The sequence below is a fragment of the Micromonospora sp. NPDC047793 genome (assembly GCF_040642635.1).
In the GTDB taxonomy this organism is placed as follows: Bacteria; Actinomycetota; Actinomycetes; order Mycobacteriales; family Micromonosporaceae; genus Micromonospora.
Window position 1 is genome coordinate 258,669 of record NZ_JBEYSG010000001.1, and the last position, 18,882, is coordinate 277,550.

14 protein-coding genes and 1 riboswitch are annotated in these 18,882 nt (G+C 71.7%); of the genes, 9 read left to right on the forward strand and 5 right to left on the reverse strand.

Going from position 1 to position 18,882, the window contains the following annotated elements:
* Window positions 1-329 precede the first annotated feature (329 nt).
* Window positions 330-3,197 (forward strand): alpha/beta fold hydrolase, encoded by a 2,868-nt coding sequence (locus tag ABZ738_RS01155; RefSeq protein WP_357210231.1) that lies wholly within the window; start codon window positions 330-332, stop codon window positions 3,195-3,197.
* Window positions 3,197-4,096, forward strand: coding sequence for an ABC transporter permease subunit (locus ABZ738_RS01160; RefSeq protein ID WP_131053060.1), 900 nt, complete (start codon window positions 3,197-3,199; stop codon window positions 4,094-4,096). The genes ABZ738_RS01155 and ABZ738_RS01160 overlap by 1 nt, the downstream gene beginning before the upstream one ends.
* On the opposite strand, the gene ABZ738_RS01165 is transcribed toward ABZ738_RS01160, so the two are convergent.
* Complete coding sequence (locus ABZ738_RS01165; protein WP_176095369.1) at window positions 4,086-4,772, reverse strand: DUF4232 domain-containing protein; 687 nt, start codon at window positions 4,770-4,772, stop codon at window positions 4,086-4,088. The genes ABZ738_RS01160 and ABZ738_RS01165 overlap by 11 nt on opposite strands.
* A 402-nt stretch (window positions 4,773-5,174) precedes the next feature.
* On the opposite strand from ABZ738_RS01165, the gene ABZ738_RS01170 reads away from it, so the two are divergent.
* The 4 genes from ABZ738_RS01170 to paaN all read left to right on the forward strand — a co-directional run bounded on the left by ABZ738_RS01170 (window position 5,175) and on the right by paaN (window position 10,276).
* Complete coding sequence (locus ABZ738_RS01170) at window positions 5,175-5,624, forward strand: DoxX family protein (RefSeq protein ID WP_131053058.1); 450 nt, start codon at window positions 5,175-5,177, stop codon at window positions 5,622-5,624.
* A gap of 192 nt (window positions 5,625-5,816) precedes the next feature.
* Window positions 5,817-5,952: riboswitch (SAM riboswitch) on the forward strand.
* A 9-nt stretch (window positions 5,953-5,961) separates the two neighbouring features.
* Window positions 5,962-7,248 carry a threonine synthase gene (thrC, locus tag ABZ738_RS01175; protein WP_131053057.1) on the forward strand — a complete coding sequence of 429 codons (1,287 nt, stop codon included), beginning with the start codon at window positions 5,962-5,964 and terminating at the stop codon, window positions 7,246-7,248.
* A 282-nt stretch (window positions 7,249-7,530) separates the two neighbouring features.
* Complete coding sequence (locus ABZ738_RS01180) at window positions 7,531-8,550, forward strand: GNAT family N-acetyltransferase (RefSeq protein ID WP_131053056.1); 1,020 nt, start codon at window positions 7,531-7,533, stop codon at window positions 8,548-8,550.
* Between the two features lie 52 nt (window positions 8,551-8,602).
* Window positions 8,603-10,276, forward strand: coding sequence for a phenylacetic acid degradation protein PaaN (gene paaN, locus ABZ738_RS01185; RefSeq protein WP_201272368.1), 1,674 nt, complete (start codon window positions 8,603-8,605; stop codon window positions 10,274-10,276).
* 574 nt (window positions 10,277-10,850) lie between these two features.
* Here the strand turns inward: paaN and ABZ738_RS01190 are convergent.
* Entirely contained in the window at window positions 10,851-11,381 is a 531-nt protein-coding gene (locus tag ABZ738_RS01190) for a GNAT family N-acetyltransferase (RefSeq protein ID WP_357210235.1), read from the reverse strand.
* Window positions 11,382-11,592: 211 nt separating this feature from the next.
* On the opposite strand from ABZ738_RS01190, the gene ABZ738_RS01195 reads away from it, so the two are divergent.
* From ABZ738_RS01195 to groL, 3 genes are all read left to right on the forward strand, one after another.
* Window positions 11,593-11,793: a cold-shock protein gene (locus ABZ738_RS01195; RefSeq protein WP_131053053.1), complete on the forward strand. Its 201-nt coding sequence runs from the start codon at window positions 11,593-11,595 to the stop codon at window positions 11,791-11,793.
* Between the two features lie 398 nt (window positions 11,794-12,191).
* Complete coding sequence (locus ABZ738_RS01200) at window positions 12,192-13,016, forward strand: hypothetical protein (RefSeq protein WP_357210238.1); 825 nt, start codon at window positions 12,192-12,194, stop codon at window positions 13,014-13,016.
* Window positions 13,017-13,289: 273 nt separating this feature from the next.
* The gene (gene groL, locus ABZ738_RS01205) at window positions 13,290-14,912 is read left to right on the forward strand and encodes a chaperonin GroEL (RefSeq protein ID WP_131053051.1); all 1,623 of its coding nucleotides are present in this window, start codon (window positions 13,290-13,292) and stop codon (window positions 14,910-14,912) included.
* Between the two features lie 53 nt (window positions 14,913-14,965).
* Here the strand turns inward: groL and ABZ738_RS01210 are convergent, their stop codons facing one another.
* The 3 genes from ABZ738_RS01210 to ABZ738_RS01220 all read right to left on the reverse strand — a co-directional run bounded on the left by ABZ738_RS01210 (window position 14,966) and on the right by ABZ738_RS01220 (window position 18,862).
* Window positions 14,966-15,208, reverse strand: coding sequence for a hypothetical protein (locus tag ABZ738_RS01210; RefSeq protein ID WP_236145715.1), 243 nt, complete (start codon window positions 15,206-15,208; stop codon window positions 14,966-14,968).
* 69 nt (window positions 15,209-15,277) lie between these two features.
* Entirely contained in the window at window positions 15,278-16,219 is a 942-nt protein-coding gene (locus ABZ738_RS01215; protein ID WP_357210242.1) for a GNAT family N-acetyltransferase, read from the reverse strand.
* Window positions 16,220-16,270: 51 nt separating this feature from the next.
* The gene (locus ABZ738_RS01220; protein WP_357210244.1) at window positions 16,271-18,862 is read right to left on the reverse strand and encodes a S8 family serine peptidase; all 2,592 of its coding nucleotides are present in this window, start codon (window positions 18,860-18,862) and stop codon (window positions 16,271-16,273) included.
* Between the last annotated feature and the right edge of the window lie 20 nt (window positions 18,863-18,882).

An 18,882-nucleotide genomic window follows, 5' to 3' on the forward strand; every position in this document is an offset into this window, starting at 1 on the left:
TCAAGGAGCCGGTCCCGTGCGCCGGACCGGAAAACTAATCGAACCGGGACTGTCTGTATCGGTCTCTCCGGGTCAGGTTTGCGTCACTTCGAGCGATGTGACGGAGGATTAACTGATTGACTACGGTGGGTGGCTCTTTCCGTGGAGGTACGTCGTGGTTACGCGTATTTTCCAGTGAAAGGCATTAATTTCCATGATGCGAACTCATCCCAAAGGTTCGCCTGCGGAGGATGTGCGGTCGACCTCTTGCGGATGACGATCGGCCGAGTAGGACGGACGTACGGCGGATCTCAGCTACCACTCAGGTTGCGCGCCGTACCGTGTGCCGCATGAGATCGCCGTTCTCGGCCGCGCGGATCCGCCGTGCCCTGCCCACCAGCCGCCGGGCCGTCGCCGCGTCAGTGGCCGTCGCCCTGCTCGCGGCGGTCGTCGTCTGGGCGGTGTGGCCGGAGCGGCCGAGCTTCCGGACCGAGTCCGCGATGCTCACCGTCCGGTCCGGGCCGAACGGCGACGAGCCCGTCGACCTGGACACCACGCTGTACCTGCCGCGCGAGGCCGCCGCCGACCAGAAGGTGCCCGCGGTGCTGCTCGCGCACGGGTTCGGCGGCACCAAGAACTCGGTCCGCACCGACGCCGAGGACCTCGCCGACCGGGGCTACGCGGTGTTGACCTGGACCGCCCGGGGCTTCGGCCGCAGTGGTGGCCAGATCCACCTGGACAGCCCCGACCACGAGGTACGCGACGCGCAACGACTGCTGGACTGGCTGGCCGACCGCCCGGAGATCCGGACCGACGCGACCGGCGACCCCCGGGTCGGCGTGGTCGGCGGCTCCTACGGCGGCGCGCTGGCGTTGTTGCTCGCCGCCCAGGACCAGCGGGTGGACGCGATCGTCCCGATGATCACCTGGAACGACCTGTCCCGCTCCTTCCTGCCGGAGAGCACCGGAGGGGAACCGACCGCCGGAGTGTTCAAGTCCGGCTGGGCCGGCATCTTCTTCGGTGGCGGCGGTGCCGCCGGCTCCGGACCGGCCGGGATCTCCGGCACCGGCGCCGAGTCGCCGGAGGGCGCGCCGGACGCCGGGCCGCCCAGCCCCGCGCCGGGCCAGGGACCGGGCACCGCGCCGGGCGCCCCGATGGCCGGCGGCCTGCCCGACCCCTCCTGCGGCCGCTTCGCCTCCGACGTCTGCGCCGCGTACCTGCGCATCGCCGCCACCGGTCAGGCCGACCAGGCCGCCGTCGACCTGCTACGCCGGTCCAGCCCGGCCGGCGTACTGGACCGGATCGAGGCACCCACCCTGCTGGTCCAGGGCGCGGCGGACACCCTCTTCCCGCTCGGCGAGGCCGACGCCAACGCCCGGGGCATCGCCGCCAACGGCACCCCGGTGCGGGTCGCCTGGTTCACCGGCGGCCACGACGGCGGCTCCGGCCCGCAGACCGACTCCGACCGGGTGAAGTTCCTGACCGCGCAGTGGCTCGACCACTACGTCGCGGGAACCGGGGACGCGCCCGGCGACACCTTCACCTTCTCCCGGATCGCCGGCTTCGACGCGATGGACCGGGGGCTGGTCGCCACCGGATACCGCACCGACGACTACCCCGGTCTCGGCGGCGACGCCCGCCGCGAGGTGACCGTGGCCGGGCCGCCCCAGCCGGTGGCCAACCCGCCCGGCGGCAACCCCGCCGCGATCTCCTCGGTGCCGTTCGCCGGCTCGTTGAGCTCACTCCTCAGCGGGGTGGCCGGTGACATACCCGGGCAGCACGCCCGGTTCGAGTCCGAGCCGTTGACCGAGGCGGTCGACATCGTCGGCGCGCCCACCGTGTCGGTGCGCGCCGCGTCGAGCAGCGGCGAGGCGGTCCTCTTCGCCAAGCTCTACGTGGTCGACCCGGAGGGGGCGGCCACCCTGCCCAGCGGACTCATCGCGCCGATCCGGCTCAGCGGTCTGCCGGCCACCGTCGACGCCGCCGCGCCGGTCACCGTGACCCTGCCGGCGATCGTGCACCGGGTGGAGGCCGGGCACCGGCTCCGGCTGGTGGTGGCCACCTCGGACCAGGCCTACACGACCCCGATCGAGCCGGCCGTGTACACGGTCGCGGTCGGTGACACGCCGGTCAGCCTGCCGACGGTCGACAGCGACCCGATCCCCACCGAGGCGGCGCTCTGGCGCTGGGTGCTGGTCGGGCTGATCGCCGCGATCGTGATCGGGCTCGTCGTGCTCGTGGCCGTGCTGCGCCTGCGGCACCGCCGCCAGGACACCTCGATCCATCCCGAGTACGCGGACACCCCGTTGGCCGTGCGCCACTTGCGCAAGGAGTACGCCGACGGCTTCGTGGCAGTCTCCGAGGTGGACTTCGAGGTGCACCCCGGTCAGGTGGTCGGCCTGCTCGGGCCCAACGGCGCCGGCAAGACCACCACCCTGCGGGTGCTGATGGGGCTGACCCAGCCGACCGCCGGGGAGATCTACGTCTTCGGGCACCGGCTGGTGCCGGGCTCGCCGGTGCTCTCCCGGATCGGCGCTCTCGTCGAGGGGCCCGGATTCCTGCCGCACCTCTCCGGCCTGGAGAACCTCAGGGCGTACTGGCGGGCGACCGGACGGCCGGAGGCCGACGCACACTTCGAGCAGGCGCTGGAGATCGCCGGTCTGGGCTCGTCGGTGCACCGGCGGGTCCGCAAGTACAGCCACGGGATGCGGCAACGGTTGGCCATCGCCCAGGCCATGCTCGGCCTGCCCGAGCTGCTGGTGCTCGACGAGCCGACCGACGGGCTGGACCCGCCACAGATCGCCGAGATGCGCCGGGTGCTTCAGCGGTACGCCACCGACGGGCGCGCGGTGCTGGTCTCCAGTCACCTGCTCGCCGAGGTGGAGCAGACCTGCACCCACGCCGTGGTGGTCAACAAGGGCCGGATCGTGGCCTCCGGGCCGGTGGAGGACATCGTCGGTGACTCGCCCAGCGTGCTGTTCGAGGTGAGCGACCCGACCGCGGCCCGGGACGTGCTCAACGACCTCGGTGGCGTACGGGTGCTGGACGACGCCGACGGGCACCTGGTGGTGGACACCAACGGCACCGCGCGCAGCGAGGTGGTCGCCGAGTTGGTACGGGCCGGTATCGGAGTGGACCGGGTGGTGCCCCGGCGCCGCCTGGAGGACGCGTTCCTCGCCCTGGTGGGCGAGAACTCTCGGGGAAGCGGGGACCGGTGATGGCGGGATCGACCGTGCAGCCGACGCGGGAGGAGTCCGGGGTGGCTCCGTCGGGTGCCGCCGCCGGCTACCGGCCGTCGAGGACGTTGCCGTTCGGCGCCGAGTTCCGCCGTCAGGCGGCGCGGCGGCGTACCCAGTTGGCGCTCGGCTTCATGGTGCTGCTGCCGTTGATCATCCTGATCGCCTTCCAGTTCGACTCGGGTGACGACGACAGCGGCCGGGGCGAGTTCGGCAGCCTCGTCTCGTTCGCCACCTCCGGCGGACTGAACTTCACCCTGTTCACCATCTTCGTCTCCGCCTCGTTCCTGCTGGTCGTGGTGGTGGCGCTGTTCTGCGGCGACACGGTGGCCAGCGAGGCGAGCTGGGGCAGCCTGCGTTACCTGTTGGCGGTGCCGGTGCCCCGGGCCCGGCTGTTGACGGTGAAGCTGCTGGTGGCGCTCGCCTACTCGGCGTTCGCGCTGGTGCTGCTCGCCGGTACGGCCCTGCTGATCGGCACCCTGCGGTACGGCTGGTCGCCGCTGCGCAGCACGGTCGCCGCACAGCTCGAACCCGGCGAGGGTTTGCTCCGCCTGCTCGCGGTGCTCGGCTACCTGGCGGTCGTCCTGCTGGTCGTCGCCGGCCTGGCGTTCCTGCTCTCGGTGGTCACCGATGCCGCGCTGGGCGCGGTGGGTGGTGCGGTGCTGCTGTGGATCCTCTCCAGCATCCTGGACCAGATCACCGCGCTCGGCGCGATCCGGTCGTTCCTGCCGACCCACTACAGCACCGCCTGGCTGGGGTTGCTCTCCACGCCGGTGCAGACCGACGACATCGTCCGGGGCGCCGTCTCGGCGATCTGCTACGCCACCCTCTTCTGGGGGCTCGCCTTCTGGCGCTTCACCCGCAAGGACATCACCAGCTGAGTGCGGCGTCGACGCCGTCGTCCGCCGACTCGGTGGGCGTCGGCGTCGGGCCCGTCCGCTTCTTCCAGGCGCTGACTCCGATCCGGTCGGTGTTGCCGAGGTCGATCGGCCCCTCCATGTCGAGTTCCTGCCCCGGCTGCCCCTTGGCCGCCGCGATCTCCACCCGCGCGGCGTCGGTGGCGACCACGGTCGGATCGTCGACCAGGTTGCGCCAGATCACGGCCGCTCCGGCCGTGGCGCCCGGTGCCAGCACCAGCGGCCGGGGTGGGTCGTCGAAGCCCGAGGCGATCCCGGCCGCCCCCTCGACCACCCGGACGGTGATCGGTGCCCCCTCGCCGTCGAACAGACGCAGCGCCGGATAGCCGCGCAGCTTGTACGGGCGGTCGCCGCAGTTGACCAGCTCCACGCCCATCGCCCGGAGCCCCATGGCCGCGCTGACGCCGAGGTAGCGGATCCGTACCCCCGATTCGGGGCAGACCTCCGGCGCGTCCGGGCCGGCGGTGGTCGGGCTCGTGGCCGGGTCGGCCTGCTCCGTCGGTCCGTCACCCGGGACGTTGCCGGACGCGTCGGTCGGTGCGCAGCCGGCGAGCAGCGCGAAGGCGGTCAGCAGCGCGACGAGCCGAGGACGCCGGTAGGCCCGGCCTCCGTCGCCGCGTCTCGTGGTCGTATCCGGCATCGATCCCCCGTGGATTTCTCGCATCGGCCCATCGTCGCATCACGGTCCTCGATCGTTCGGCGGGCAGTCGGGGTGGCGAGGTGGGCGCTTCGGGACGGCTTTCCGGTCGGTCGGGGACCGCCCCGCGTACCGGCTGGTGGGACGACGGTGGCCGCTTCCGGACCCGGGTGGGCGCGCGGCCCCGGATCGGATGACCGCGACTTGTTGCCGTCAGATGTCCAGGGTGTACAGGGGGTCGTTACGGAGGGTGATCGAAATGATCTTCGCCGAGGGGGGTTCCCTCGGGAGTTCCAGTCGCTACCATCGATGTGGGAGCGTTCCCAAAGGAAGAGATTGCATCGACAAATATTTATCAGTCCCGCATTCTGGTTGCCCTCGTCCATCCACAATGGAGGTTCCGGAATGCGTACTGACCGGTTCGGCGGGCCGGCCCTGTCCCTGTTCCGCATGGTCATCGGCCTGCTGTTTCTCTGCCACGGGTTGTCGTCTCTGTTCGGCGTCTTCGGCGGTGCCCGGGGGAGCGGTGAACCCGTCCCGCTCGGCACCTGGCCGGGCTGGTGGGCCGCGCTGATCCAGGCCGTCTGCGGTGCCCTCGTGCTCCTCGGTCTCTTCACCCGACCGGCGGCACTGGTGGCGTCGGGCTCGATGGCCTACGCCTACTTCGTCGTCCACCAGCCCGAGGCGCTGCTGCCGCTACGCAACCACGGCGAGCTGTCGGTGCTGTTCTGCTGGTCGTTCCTGCTGATCGCGGTGCTCGGCCCGGGTAGCTGGGCGCTGGACAACCTGCTGCGCCAGCGCAACGGTGCCGCACTGGACCTGAAGGCGGCCGAACGCAGGTCCGTACCGGCCTGACCCGGCCGGTGCGGTGACCGACCGACGCTCGTGCGCGACCCTGGACCAGGTCAACCCGGCGCTGCCGGGGCTGCCCGATCCAGGGTCGACGCGCTTGCGCGGGTGGTGGCGGCGGTGAGGAATCGCTCACAGGCTGAGATCGAACGCTGACGAGCGCGGCGGGATTGCCTAGACTCGGCGGCACAACTGAATACCTCATCCAGAGGGGCTGAGGGATACGGCCCGAAGACGCCCCGGCAACCACCCCGCGCGCTCATCGCTGAGCGTCCCGTGGGGCAGGTGCCAATTCCGTCCCCGCCGCAGGGTGCGATGTGGGGGAAGATGAGAGGACTCGGACATGACGTCGACGCTCGCCCCTACCGGGATCGACACCACCGCCAGCCCCGCCCGCGCCCTGGTCTGCCGCGCCTGTTCCGCCCGCTACCCGTTGGCCGCGCAGCACGCCTGTTACGAGTGTTTCGGCCCGCTGGAGGTCGACTACGACCCGGCGGCCCTCGCCACCGTGACCCGTGAGCAGATCGAGGCGGGCCCGCAGAACATCTGGCGCTACGCGGCGCTGCTCCCCGCCGGCCAGGACCCGGCCACCCGGGTCACCCTGGACCCCGGTTTCACGCCGCTGGTCGCCGCCGACCAGCTCGCCGCCGAGCTGGGCATCACCGGCCCGCTCTGGATCAAGGACGACAGCGCCAACCCCACCCACTCGTTCAAGGACCGGGTCGTCTCGGTCGCGCTGACCGCCGCCCGGGCGCTCGGCTTCGCCCGGTTCGCCTGCGCCTCCACCGGCAACCTGGCCAACTCCGTCGCCGCCCACGCGGCCCGCGCCGGCACCCCGTCGGTGGTGTTCATCCCCAGCGACCTGGAGCAGGGCAAGGTCGTGACCACCGCCGTCTACGGCGGCGAGCTGGTCGCCATCGACGGTTCGTACGACGACGTGAACCGGCTCTGCGGCGAGCTGGTGGAGACCGACGAGTTCGAGGACACCGCCTTCGTCAACGTCAACGTCCGGCCGTACTACGCGGAGGGCTCCAAGACGCTCGGCTACGAGGTCGCCGAGCAGCTCGGCTGGCGGATCCCGGCCCAGGTGGTCATCCCGATGGCCTCCGGTGAGCTGCTCACCAAGGTCGACAAGGCGTTCAGCGAACTGGTCGAGATCGGCCTGGTCGAGGCGCCGGCCGGCGGGTGGAAGGTCTTCGGCGCCCAGTCGGCCGGATGCAACCCGATCGCCACCGCCCTGCACGGCGGCGGTGACACCATCACCCCGGTCAAGCCGACCGGGATCGCCAAGTCGCTCAACATCGGCGACCCGGCGGCCGGCCTGTACGCCCTGGAGGCGGTACGCCGGACCGGCGGCTGGATGGACTACGCCGACGACGACGAGATCCGTGCCGCCGTGCGGCTGCTGGCGCGTACCACCGGGGTCTTCGCCGAGACGGCGGGCGGGGTGACCGTCGCGGTGCTGCGCAAGCTGGTCGAGTCCGGAAAGCTGGACCCGACCGCGGAGACGGTGGTCTACAACACCGGTGAGGGGCTCAAGACGCTCGACGCGGTCGCGGGCGAGGTCGGGCCGACCCACCGGATCAAGCCGTCGCTGCGGGCCGCCCGCGACGCCGGCCTGCTCGGCTGAGACACACCGCGAGCCCGTCGCCCGAGTGGCATGGTGCACGCCGACCGATCCGCCGGGTAACGGGCTTTTAGCGGTGAGTGCGGAAAACACGCCGTCGAGTACTTGACGGCAGGAACCGGGCGGCGCAAGATGCTTCGTGCGGGAGGGCGTTTCGCCGTAGACTTTCAGTCTTTACGACCCAGCGCCGGAGGCGTTGTGCGATCGTCCCTCCCGACCAAGCTTTCCGAAGGGGCCGGCGAATAATCGCTGGCCCCTTCGTCGGTCGTCCCGCAGGCTGCGGAGATGGCCATCACCATCACCTCCTTCGGTCCCGACGACGAGTCGGCCATCGAACAGGCGTACCGGATCGGTGCCGACTACACCGCGACCGACCTGCCGGACTACCCCCCGTTCAGCCGGCAGCGGTTCACCTCGCTGTTCCACCAGCCGATGCCGGGCACCGAGACCCTCGCCCTGCTGGCCCACGCCGACGGCACCCCGGCCGGCTACCTGCTGCTCGACCTGCCGCAACTCGACAACACCGAGAACGCCTCCGGCGAGTTGGTCGTGCACCCGGACCATCGCAGCCGGGGGGTCGGTCGGGCGCTGTTCGAGCGCGGCCTGCGCGTACTGCGCGAGCGCGGGCGGAAACGGGTCAGTGCGTTGAGCCGGGCGCACCTGCGCGACGATCCCGACCACCCCGCCCCGGCCGCCCGGTTCGCCGCCACCGTCGGCGCGGTCGACGCCCTGGCCGACGTACGACGGCGACTGCACGTCGCCGAACTGGACCAGGCCGCCCTGGACGCGCTGCTGGCCGACGCACGATCCCGGGCAACCGGCTACGAGGTGCTGTTCTGGCGCGGGGGTACGCCGGACGATCTGATCGCCGACGTCGCGTACCTGGACGGGCGGCTGCTGGCCGACGCGCCCATGGGTGACCTGGCATGGGAGCCCGAGCAGGTCGACGCGGAGCGGGTACGCGGCACCGAGCGGGCGCTCGAAGCGCGCGGCAAGCGGCGCTACCACGCGGGCGTACGGCATCAGGAGTCCGGTCGGCTGGTCGCCTGGACCCTGCTCGACATGTCACCGACCGCCGACTGGCACGCCTTCCAACAGATCACCATCGTCGACCCGGAGCACCGGGGCCGCCGCCTCGGCCTGCTCACGAAGATCGAGAACCTTCGTCACCTGCTCGCCCACGAACCCGCGATCCAGGTGATCGACACCTTCAACGCGGACAGCAACGATCACATGATCACGATCAACGAGCAGCTCGGTTTCCGGGTGATGGATCGCTGGAGCAACTGGCAACTCGACGTCTGAGCTGTGACACGCCCCTACTGATCGCGGGGCTTCCTGTTGCATGATGGCGGGCATGACGGAGACCCCGCACCCCCTGTACGACAGGCACGCCGAGACCCTCGACCGCGCGCTGACCGCGATCACGGAGCGCGGGTACTGGTCCGCCTACCCGGAATCACCCAGCCCCCGGGTGTACGGCGAGACCGCAGCCGCCGACGGCAAGGCCGCATTCGAGGCGTACCTGGGTGGAGACTTCCCGCTCGACCAGTCGGGCGACGGCGACCAGGTCGCCACCGAGACCAGCCCCTTCGGCGTCCCGCTGGACGTCCGCTACCCGCACGCCACCGCCGAACAGCTCGTCGCCGCCGCGTCCACGGCGCTGCCCGCGTGGCGGGACGCCGGTCCGCAGGCGCGGGTCGGGGTCTGCCTGGAGATCCTCGACCGGCTGCACAAGAACGTCTTCGAACTGGCCAACGCGGTGCAGTTCACCAGCGGGCAGGCATTCGTGATGGCCTTCCAGGCCGGCGGCGCGCACGCGCTCGACCGGGCGCTGGAGGCCGTCGCCTACGCGTACGCGGAGATGACCCGGCATCCGGGGACCGCCGCCTGGGAGAAGGCCGCCGGTAAGGGCGACCCGCTGCGGATGACCAAGACGTTCCATGTGGTGCCGCGAGGAGTCGCCCTGGTCATCGGCTGCAACACGTTCCCGACCTGGAACTCCTACCCGGGCTTGTTCGCGTCGCTGGTCACCGGCAACCCGGTGGTCGTCAAGCCGCACCCGCGCGCCGTACTCCCGCTGGCCGTGACGGTGCGCTACGCCCGGCAGGTGCTCGCCGAGGCCGGTTTCGACCCGAACCTGGTCCTGCTCGCCCCGGAGGCGCCCGGCGAGAAGCTGGCCTCGACCCTGGCCCTGCACCCGGCCGTCAAGATCGTGGACTTCACCGGTTCCACCGAGTACGGCGACTGGCTGGAGGCCAACGCCCGCCAGGCGGCGGTCTACACCGAGAAGGCCGGACTCAACACGGTGGTGGTCGACTCCACCGACGACTTCGCCGGCATGTGCCGCAACCTCGGGTTCACCCTGACGCTCTACAGCGGCCAGATGTGCACCACCTCGCAGAACATCCTCATTCCCCGCGACGGCATCGACACCGACCAGGGACACAAGAGCTTCGACGAGGTGGCCGCCGGGATCGCCGCCGCCGTCGGCAAGCTCACCGCCGACCCGGCGCGTGGGGTCGAGCTGACCGGCGCCATCGTCAACGACGGCGTCCTGGACCGCCTCGACGAGGTCACCAAGGTCGGTACGCCGGTGCTGGAGTCGCGTACCGTCACGCACCCGTCGTTCCCGGACGCGGTGGTCCGTACGCCCACCGTCGTCAAGCTGGACGCCGGCGACACCGCGACCTACTCGCGGGAGTGGTTCGGACCCATCTCCTTCGCCATCGCCACCGACTCCACCACGCACAGCCTGGACATCCTCCGGGCGACCGTGGGGGAGAAGGGCGCGCTCACGGCAGCCGTCTACTCCACCGACGAGGCGGTGCTGGACGCCGCCGAGAACGCCGCGATCGAGGTCGGAGTGCACCTGTCCGGCAACCTCACCGGAGGCGTCTTCGTGAACCAGTCGGCGGCGTTCTCCGACTTCCACGGCAGCGGGGCGAACGCGGCGGCCAACTCGGCCCTCACCGACGGGGCGTACGTCGCCAACCGTTTCCGCATCGTGCAGAGTCGGCGGCACGCCTAGGTCTGCTGCTCACGGTGGGGGGGGCGGGTCTTCTCACGGTGGGGGTTCCGGGGCAGCCTGACCCGCTCCGGGCGGTCAGGCTTGATCCCTGCGCGGGTCAGGCTGCCCCGGAACCCTGCTGGGTCACCGTTGGAGCATGAGCTGAGTTGAGCTTGGGCGGTGCGGTGCGGTGCGGTGCGGAGGCGGACGGTGGGCGGCGGTACTGCGCCTTGCCGCCTTTGCTCTGCTTCACTCCACGCAATACTCTCGGGAGAACGCACCGGTTCTGGTCAATTGTCATGGCTTTGCCAGTGCGGCATTTGCCAGGAGGAACGAATCGCCCTGTTCGTTGCGTGGATTGAAGCAGAGCAAAGGCGGCGCGGGAGACCTGGCACCCGCCGCATCCGCCGGACACCCTGGCCAGCCCGCGACCGTCGCTACCGAGCAGGGCGAGGGGAGTGGGTCGGTCCGATCCGAGGGCAGGCCACCCGATCAGCCGGACCACGTCGGGTTTCCGGGCAGCCCACCCTGCGGAGGAATCAAGCCTGACCGCCCGGAGCAGGGTGGGCTGCCCGTAAACCCCCACCCACACCTACTACGCCCGGCGGCGCATCTGGAGTTCGCGGAGGGCGGGGACGGTCGGGTGCGGCACCCGTACGCCGGTGTCGGCGAAGCCGATCCGCTGGTAGGCGCGGTAGGCGCGGTCGTTGCCCACCACGACTTCGAGCATCAGCTCCTGCCGCCCGCACTCCCGTGACCAGGCGCCGACCGCATCGATCAGGGATGCGAGCAGGCCCGTGCCGCGCCACGTCGGGGTGACGTAGACCGCGTAGACCACGGTGACCGCGAGTTCCGTGGGATGGGCGACGCCACCTGCGTGCCCGACCAGTCGGCCACCGGGGTCCGCCACGAACTGGGCGGTGTGGGTGCCGGCCGAGACCTGGGCGACGCGGGCGGCGTACTCGGCGTGCGGGCGCGCGGCGGCCTCCGCGATCGTCTCCAGGAAGGCCAGCGGGGCGTCGGCGAGCATCTCCAGACGGAGGGCCCGCATCCGGGCGGCGTCCGCCGGCTCGACCCGACGGACGTCCGCCCGCAGGGTGCTGGTCTCGTCGAGCGCGCTGGTCATGTCGGCATGCTTACCACAATGACGTACGGCGATGCCGTCAGTCGGAATATGCCCGATTTGTGGTCGTGCGCGGTCGTCACGCCTCGTGTACCGTGCGATTTCGGTCACCGTTTTTCGGGGTCGTCGCGGATCGCTGAAACCGGTGGTCTCCGGGTGTTCGGCGTGCCGGTGCCCGGAGTTGTGGTACGCCGCGCAGAGTGAGGACAACACCGTGGCACAGGGCACCGTGAAGTGGTTCAACGCCGAAAAGGGTTACGGCTTCATCGCCGTCGACGGCGGGCAGGACGTCTTCGTTCACTTCTCCGCGATCGAGATGGACGGCTACAAGGCGCTGGACGACGGCCAGCGGGTGGAGTTCGAGATCGGCCAGGGCCAGAAGGGCCCGCAGGCCGAGCGGGTACGCGCCATCTGAGTCACCCGCCGCGTCCACCTCGCCGGCTGATCCTCGGGTGGGGTTATGGGATCGTGGCCGGTGCAGGGCAGCGGCGCCGGGGCCGACCAGGGAAGATCATGGGCCGATCCAGCCATCGCTGAGGAGCGTCCATGTCCGACCAGCCGCCCCCGGCGGGTCCGTCCTCGTCCCCCGACGAGCCGGCCCGGCCTTCGCCGGCGAACGAGCCGACCCCGCCGGCGAACGAGCCCGATCGGGGGGACGGGCGGCCACCGGTCGACCCGACCGCCCCCTATCCGGGCCAGCCCTATCCAAGCCAGCCCTATCCAAGCCAGCCCTACCCGGGCCAGCCATATCCGACGTCGCCCTACGGTGGGTACCCGCAACCGGGGTACGGCCTCGACCCGGCCAGCCCGTTGGTGAATCCGCCCGGTGCCGGTGTAGGTGGTTGGTACGCGCGCTGTGTCGGCGCGCTCCGCCGGGGCTGGTCGCTCCTGCTGCCGATCGTCCTGCTGACCCAGGTGCTGCCGGCGGTGGTGCTGGCGGTGCTCGCGCTGGTGATCGACCCCACCGCGCGCTGGGAGGAGCAGCTCGCCGACGACAGCAGCGCGTTGCCCTCCGGATTCTGGGCCGACAGCCTCGTGTGGGTGGGCAGCCTCTTCGGGGCGGGTCTGATCGCGAGCCTGGTGCAGTGTGTGGGCTGGGCGGCCGGGACCTGGGTGATCGCCCGGCAGGCGGCCGGTACGCCGGTCGACCTGGGCGCGGCCATGCGCTACGGGGTCCGGCGGGCGCTCGGGCTCTGGGGATGGACCCTGCTGTTCGGCATGATCGTGCTGTTCGGCCTCTGCCTCTGCTTCCTGCCCGGCATCTACGCGGTGTTCGCGCTGGCCATGGTCGGCCCGGTCTACCTGTTCGAGCGGGACAACCCGATCGGCCGCTCGCACCAGATGCTGCGGCAGCGCCTGGGCCTGCTGCTCGGCCGGTTGGCGCTGGTGATCGGCGCGGTGGTCGCCGTGTCGTTGGTCGCGGCTGCGATCGAGCAGGTGGGCCTGCTGCTGATCGGCACCGGCCCGATGGAGACCCGGACTGTGACGGCGGGCACGGTCGTGGTGACGGTGCTGGCGGCGCTGCTCACCCTGCCGGGCCAGCTTGCCCAGTTGGTCGGGCTGGTCGTCACGTACGCCGAGCAGCGGGGACACGAGGGGCCGGTGAACGACGCCCAACTGGCCCATGAACTCGGCTGATCACGGCGGTCGTGCTTGCACTCGGCAGGGCAGAGTGCTAAACAAGTCATTGGCACTCGCATGGCGTGAGTGCCAGTTGGTCGGGACGGTGGGGCCACCGTCGCACCCGGGGGATCACCTCGGGCGGGGCAGTGGCCGGTCGTCGCGGGCTATCCGGCCCGGCCGAGGAGACGTCGCCGTCGCCAGGTGGCGACGTCCCAAGGTGCGTACACCAGACGGCCCGTCCGGGGCACACCCCGGCTGGTCCGTGAGTGTCCAGGAGGACAACGCCGTATGGCCAAGATGATCGCGTTCGACGAAGAGGCTCGCCGCGGCCTCGAGCGGGGCATGAACCAGCTCGCCGACGCCGTGAAGGTGACCCTCGGCCCCAAGGGCCGCAACGTCGTGCTCGAGAAGAAGTGGGGTGCCCCCACCATCACCAACGATGGTGTGAGCATCGCCAAGGAGATCGAGCTCGAGGACCCGTACGAGAAGATCGGCGCCGAGCTGGTCAAGGAGGTCGCCAAGAAGACCGACGACGTCGCCGGTGACGGCACGACGACGGCGACCGTCCTGGCCCAGGCTCTCGTTCGCGAGGGTCTGCGCAACGTGGCTGCCGGTGCCAACCCGATGGCCCTGAAGCGTGGCATCGAGTCCGCCGTGGCCAGCGTCTCGGAGGAGCTGCTGAAGCTCGCCAAGGACGTCGAGACCAAGGAGCAGATCGCCTCCACCGCCTCCATCTCCGCCGGTGACAACACCGTCGGTGAGATCATCGCCGAGGCGATGGACAAGGTGGGCAAGGAAGGCGTCATCACCGTCGAGGAGAGCAACACCTTCGGGCTGGAGCTGGAGCTCACCGAGGGTATGCGCTTCGACAAGGGCTACATCTCGGCCTACTTCATGACCGACCCGGAGCGTATGGAGGCCGTCTTCGACGACCCGTACATCCTGATCGCCAACAGCAAGATCTCGTCGGTCAAGGACCTGCTCCCGATCCTGGAGAAGGTCATGCAGGGCGGCAAGCCGCTGCTGATCATCGCCGAGGACCTGGAGGGCGAGGCCCTGGCCACCCTGGTGGTCAACAAGGTCCGGGGCACCTTCAAGTCGGTCGCCGTCAAGGCGCCGGGCTTCGGTGACCGCCGCAAGGCCATGCTGACCGACATCGCCATCCTCACCGGTGGTCAGGTCATCAGCGAGGAGGTCGGCCTCAAGCTGGACGCCGCCGGTCTCGACATGCTGGGCCGCGCCCGCAAGGTCGTGGTGACCAAGGACGAGACCACCATCGTCGACGGTGCCGGTGACGCCGAGCAGATCCAGGGCCGGGTGAACCAGATCCGGGCCGAGATCGACAAGAGCGACTCCGACTACGACCGGGAGAAGCTGCAGGAGCGCCTGGCCAAGCTGGCCGGCGGTGTTGCGGTGATCAAGGTCGGCGCGGCCACCGAGGTCGAGCTCAAGGAGCGCAAGCACCGCATCGAGGACGCCGTCCGCAACGCCAAGGCCGCCGTCGAGGAGGGCATCGTCCCGGGTGGTGGTGTCGCGCTGGTGCAGGCCGGCAAGACCGCCTTCGACAAGCTGGACCTGGCCGGCGACGAGGCGACCGGCGCGCAGATCGTCAAGATCGCGCTGGACGCCCCGCTGCGGCAGATCGCCGTCAACGCCGGCCTGGAGGGTGGCGTCGTCGTCGAGCGCGTCCGCAACCTCGACGCCGGTCACGGCCTGAACGCCGCGTCGGGTGAGTACGTGGACCTGCTGGCCGCGGGCATCATCGACCCGGCCAAGGTGACCCGCTCGGCGCTGCAGAACGCCGCGTCGATCGCCGCGCTGTTCCTCACCACCGAGGCCGTCGTGGCGGACAAGCCGGAGAAGACCCCGGCCGCCCCGGCTGGTCCGGGTGGCGGGGACATGGACTTCTGAGTCCAGCTCCACACGCCGGAAAGGGCGGGCCGCGTCAGCGGTCCGCCCTTTTCCTATGTCGGTAGCGGCCGCTCGTCGCGCCGCTGCTGCGCCCGGTCGTACGGTGGGCGGTGCGGTGCCGGTTCGTCGACCAGGATGAGCGGCTCCTCGGGTGGTTCGGCTGCCCCGGTCATCTCCGCCAACTGCTCGGCGTCGCCGTAGTCCAGCCGGTCGATCGGCAGTTGGGCCGGGAGTTCGGGAACCGCGACCAAGGGCACCGCCAGGGTGTCCCGGGTCTGCTCGTCATCCGTGGTCATGGCTGCCTCCTCTACGCAAAACCGTAGGGGGCGTCGATGACCGGGGAGGGTGAACGGTGGTATCGGCGCCTATGCGCCGGTTGACTCGTTCGGGCTGCCGAGCGCCCTGCGGTACAGGAAGAAGACCCGCTCGATCCGGGCACCCGCGCTGCGCGAGTAGAAGGGCACCGGACCGACCCAGCCGATCTGCGCGGACTCGATGCCGGCCGTCCGCTGGTCCCGCAGGCAGCGCCGCAGCAGGACGCCGCCGATGCCGGACCCCTCGGCAGCGGGGACGGTGCCCATCGGCCCGAACCAGCTCGGCCGGGACGATCCGTACGCGGCGAAGCCGAGCAGCTCGCCGTCGCGCTCGGCCAGATGGCAGCCGGCGTCGGGGCGACCCACCGAACCGGCCAGCTCGCCGTCCCACGCCCCGCCGAAGGTGGTACGGGCGAAGGTGGTGAGCGCCGGCAGGTCGCTCGGCTCGGCCCGGCGTACCGTCACGCCCTGCCCGGCCAGCCGGGCCTCGGCCGCCTCGGTGGCGCGCAGCGCCGGTGACGAGTCGGACGACAGGTCGGCGGTCATGTTCCACGCGGTGCGGTCCTGGCGGTAGCCGAGGGCGAGCGCGAGACAGATCGCCGGGGTGTAGCGGACGTCGATGCCGGGCCAGCCGTAGTACGGCGGGTTGCCGGCGAGCACCATCTCGACCGCGCCCGACTCGGCCAGCGCCCGTTCGGCGTGCCCGAGCAGGGCCCGGGCCACGCCCTGACGGCGTACCCGCGGGTGCACGGCCAGCAGGTCGACGTGCCCCGCCTCGCCGGAGTGCGATCCGATCAGGACCCCGACCAGGTCGTCACCCCGGTACGCGCCGAACACCCGCACCGGCCGGTCGGCGGCGGCCCGGTGCCAGAGCGTCGCCACGAGCGGTTCCGCCTCGGCCGCGTCCTCCGGCAGGTCGAGCGCCCGGCGACAGAGCTCGACCACCTCGGCGGCCCGCTCGACGGTCAACTCGGCGATGGTGGTCGCGTCCATGGCAGCCGACCCTAGATCACATCGAGTCCGGTGTCAGTCCGTGATCCGGCGTCAGTCCCGGGCGGCCTCGACGGCGGCGTACGCGTCGACCAGCCCGGCACCGGCCACGTTCGCCGTACCGCCGCAGTTGCCGGAGCCGGTCGGGGCGTCGATCGGGGTGGCCGTCTCGCGCAGGATCCGCCGGGTCCGGTCCAGGTCACCGACGAGGTCCGGGTTGGCCGACCACATCAACGCCACCACGCCGGCCACCTGCGGGGTCGCCATCGACGTACCGGCGAGCGTGGCGTAACCGCCCCCGGGCATCGCGGAGAGGACGTCCGCGCCCGGCGCCACCAGGTCCGGCTTGTTCACGCCCGACGGGGTGGGTCCCCGGGACGAGAAGTCGGTGACCCGCCGCCGCTCGTCCACCGCACCGACCGTCAGCACGTCCGGGTACGGGGCCGGCGGGTCCTGGATGGACCGGCAGTACGGGCCGGTGTTGCCGGCGGCGGCCACCACCAGGATCCCGGCGGCCTCCAGCGCGTCGACGGCCGGCAGCAGCACCCGGGGGTCGCAGCCCTCGATCGGTGGGCAGCCCCACGAGTTGGTGAGGATCTCCGGGGCCCGGGCCGGGCGCCCCTGCGCGAACGGGTCGCCGCCGGGCGGGAAGGGCGCCAGCATGAACTGGAGGCAGTCCAGGTACGCGGCGGGGCTGCCCAGGTTGCGGTCGAGGTTCACGCAGCCCACCCATTGCGCCCCCGGTGCCACACCGATACCACCCCGCCCGACGGCGCTGCCCGCCGTGTGGGTGCCGTGCCCGCTGCGGTCGGTCGGCGTACGGGTGTCGTTCCAGGGGTCGAACCACGAGTCGTCACCGCCCCGGAAACCCGGGGCGAGGGTCGGATGTCCACCGTCCACTCCGGAGTCCGAACTCCCCACCGTCACCCCGGCGCCGGTCACCGCCAGCTCGGACCAGACGCGGTCCGCACCGATCATGGTGATGTTCCAGGGTGGGCCGGTCGGCGCGGACGCGTCGCCGCGCGTCGTACCGTCCGGCACCGGTAGCGGACGCAGCCGCTGGCTGACCAGGACCTTCGCCACCTCGGGTCGGGTCGACAACCAGGCTCGCGTCACCGGCCCGCCGTCCACCTCGATCGCGTTGACCAGGTAGTAGGCGGTGTGGTCCAGCCCTAGCCGGCGCAGGTCCCGGCGCAGGTCGGCCTGGGTCCGCTCGGCGGTGTCGACCAGACGCCGGTAGACCTCCTCGGCGCGGGCGTCCCGACCTGCCTTCCCCGCCCCGGCGGGCAGACCGGTCAGATCGGCCTGCTCGCGCAGCACCACGAACAACCGTTCCCCGTGCAGCCCGGGCTGGCCGGCGACGACGCCACCGACGCCGACCGTCAGCAGCATCACCACGGCGGTCGTCCAGGCGGTGGCCCGGCGTGGCGGGCGCGCCGAGGGCCGGGCCAGCACCACCGCGTACGCGGCCGACAGCAGCAGCGCGACGAGGAGCCCGGCGCCGGTGGTGACGGCCACCCAGAACGGGATGTCCCGGCTGCCCGACAGGAGCAGGGTGACCTCCTCCGGGTCGGTGAAGGCCAGCGGACCGAACACGCCCAGCCCGACCAGCCAGGCGGTGGGGAGGCGACCGTGCCGCCGGTCGGTACGCCGGGCCAGGGCCCGCAGCGCGGCCAGCGCGAAGGCGGCCGGTGGCAGGGTCAGCAGCAGCGGCAACTGGGCACCCGACTGACCGGTACCGGCGCCGACCAGCAGCAGCACCACGCCGGCGACCAGCCCGCCGAGCAGCACCAGCCGGGCCGGTCGGGGTGGCTCGCCGACCTCGTGGTGGCCCCAGAAGCGGGCGTCCAGCAGTTCGGCGGCCAGCGCGCCCACGGCGGCGGCGGCCAGCCCGGCCAGCACCGTCTCCAGCAGCCCGCCGAGCGCGCCGAACCGGACCCAGGGCATCAGCAGGACCAGCCCGCCCGCGATGCCGAGCAGGGTCACCGGGGTCGGCCGGGAAGCCGGGGGAGCGGCCGGGTCGGGTCCGGCCGTGCCCGGCGGATCACCCACCGGCTCGGCCCGATCGCCGCCCGGCGTGGGGACGGGCTGCTCGCCGGACGACTCCGGCCCCGCCCCGGTCGGACCTGGCCCCGCCCCGGTCGGACCCGGCGGTGTCGTGGGCCAACCCGGCGGTGTGGTGTGCCACCCGGGCGGCGGGAGGGGACCGGGACGGGCCGGGCGGGGAGCGGGGGCCAGACGGGGGGAGAGCCGGTGGGCGAGCAGCGCCAGCAGCGCGGCGGTCACGGCCAGCGCGGCCAGGTACGCCTCGTGGTGCACCGGGGGAATCGTCCGCAGCAGCCCGAGCACGCCCATCGCGAGCGCCCCGACCAGCCAGCCCCGGCCGGCGGCGCGGATCGTCGTCGAGCGGGGGACCAGGGCCAGCGGCAGCGTGGCGGCACCGATCAGGAGCACGGTGAACAGTGCGGCCAGCGGCCAGAGCGGCACGAACCGGTCCAGCCCGCTGAGCAGCAGCACCTGGTCGACCAGCCAGCCACCGGCCTGTGTCAGCAGGGCGATGGTGACTGTCGCCCCGCCGACCAGCACCGCCGCGACAACGGCCCAGGGGCTCCCGGCGTCACCGGACGTCAAGTGATCGTCACGCATCCGCACACCCTACGGTCCGG

Excerpts from the sequence above, each read along its gene's own strand:
- ABZ738_RS01170 (WP_131053058.1), top strand. The coding sequence starts at position 5,175 with ATGCGTACTGACCGGTTCGGCGGGCCGGCCCTGTCCCTGTTCCGCATG.
- paaN (WP_201272368.1), top strand. The coding sequence starts at position 8,603 with ATGACGGAGACCCCGCACCCCCTGTACGACAGGCACGCCGAGACCCTC.
- ABZ738_RS01220 (WP_357210244.1), bottom strand. The coding sequence starts at position 18,862 with ATGCGTGACGATCACTTGACGTCCGGTGACGCCGGGAGCCCCTGGGCC.
- ABZ738_RS01190 (WP_357210235.1), bottom strand. The coding sequence starts at position 11,381 with ATGACCAGCGCGCTCGACGAGACCAGCACCCTGCGGGCGGACGTCCGT.
- ABZ738_RS01165 (WP_176095369.1), bottom strand. The coding sequence starts at position 4,772 with ATGCCGGATACGACCACGAGACGCGGCGACGGAGGCCGGGCCTACCGG.
- ABZ738_RS01155 (WP_357210231.1), top strand. The coding sequence starts at position 330 with ATGAGATCGCCGTTCTCGGCCGCGCGGATCCGCCGTGCCCTGCCCACC.
- ABZ738_RS01160 (WP_131053060.1), top strand. The coding sequence starts at position 3,197 with ATGGCGGGATCGACCGTGCAGCCGACGCGGGAGGAGTCCGGGGTGGCT.
- thrC (WP_131053057.1), top strand. The coding sequence starts at position 5,962 with ATGACGTCGACGCTCGCCCCTACCGGGATCGACACCACCGCCAGCCCC.
- ABZ738_RS01215 (WP_357210242.1), bottom strand. The coding sequence starts at position 16,219 with ATGGACGCGACCACCATCGCCGAGTTGACCGTCGAGCGGGCCGCCGAG.
- ABZ738_RS01210 (WP_236145715.1), bottom strand. The coding sequence starts at position 15,208 with ATGACCACGGATGACGAGCAGACCCGGGACACCCTGGCGGTGCCCTTG.
- ABZ738_RS01180 (WP_131053056.1), top strand. The coding sequence starts at position 7,531 with ATGGCCATCACCATCACCTCCTTCGGTCCCGACGACGAGTCGGCCATC.
- groL (WP_131053051.1), top strand. The coding sequence starts at position 13,290 with ATGGCCAAGATGATCGCGTTCGACGAAGAGGCTCGCCGCGGCCTCGAG.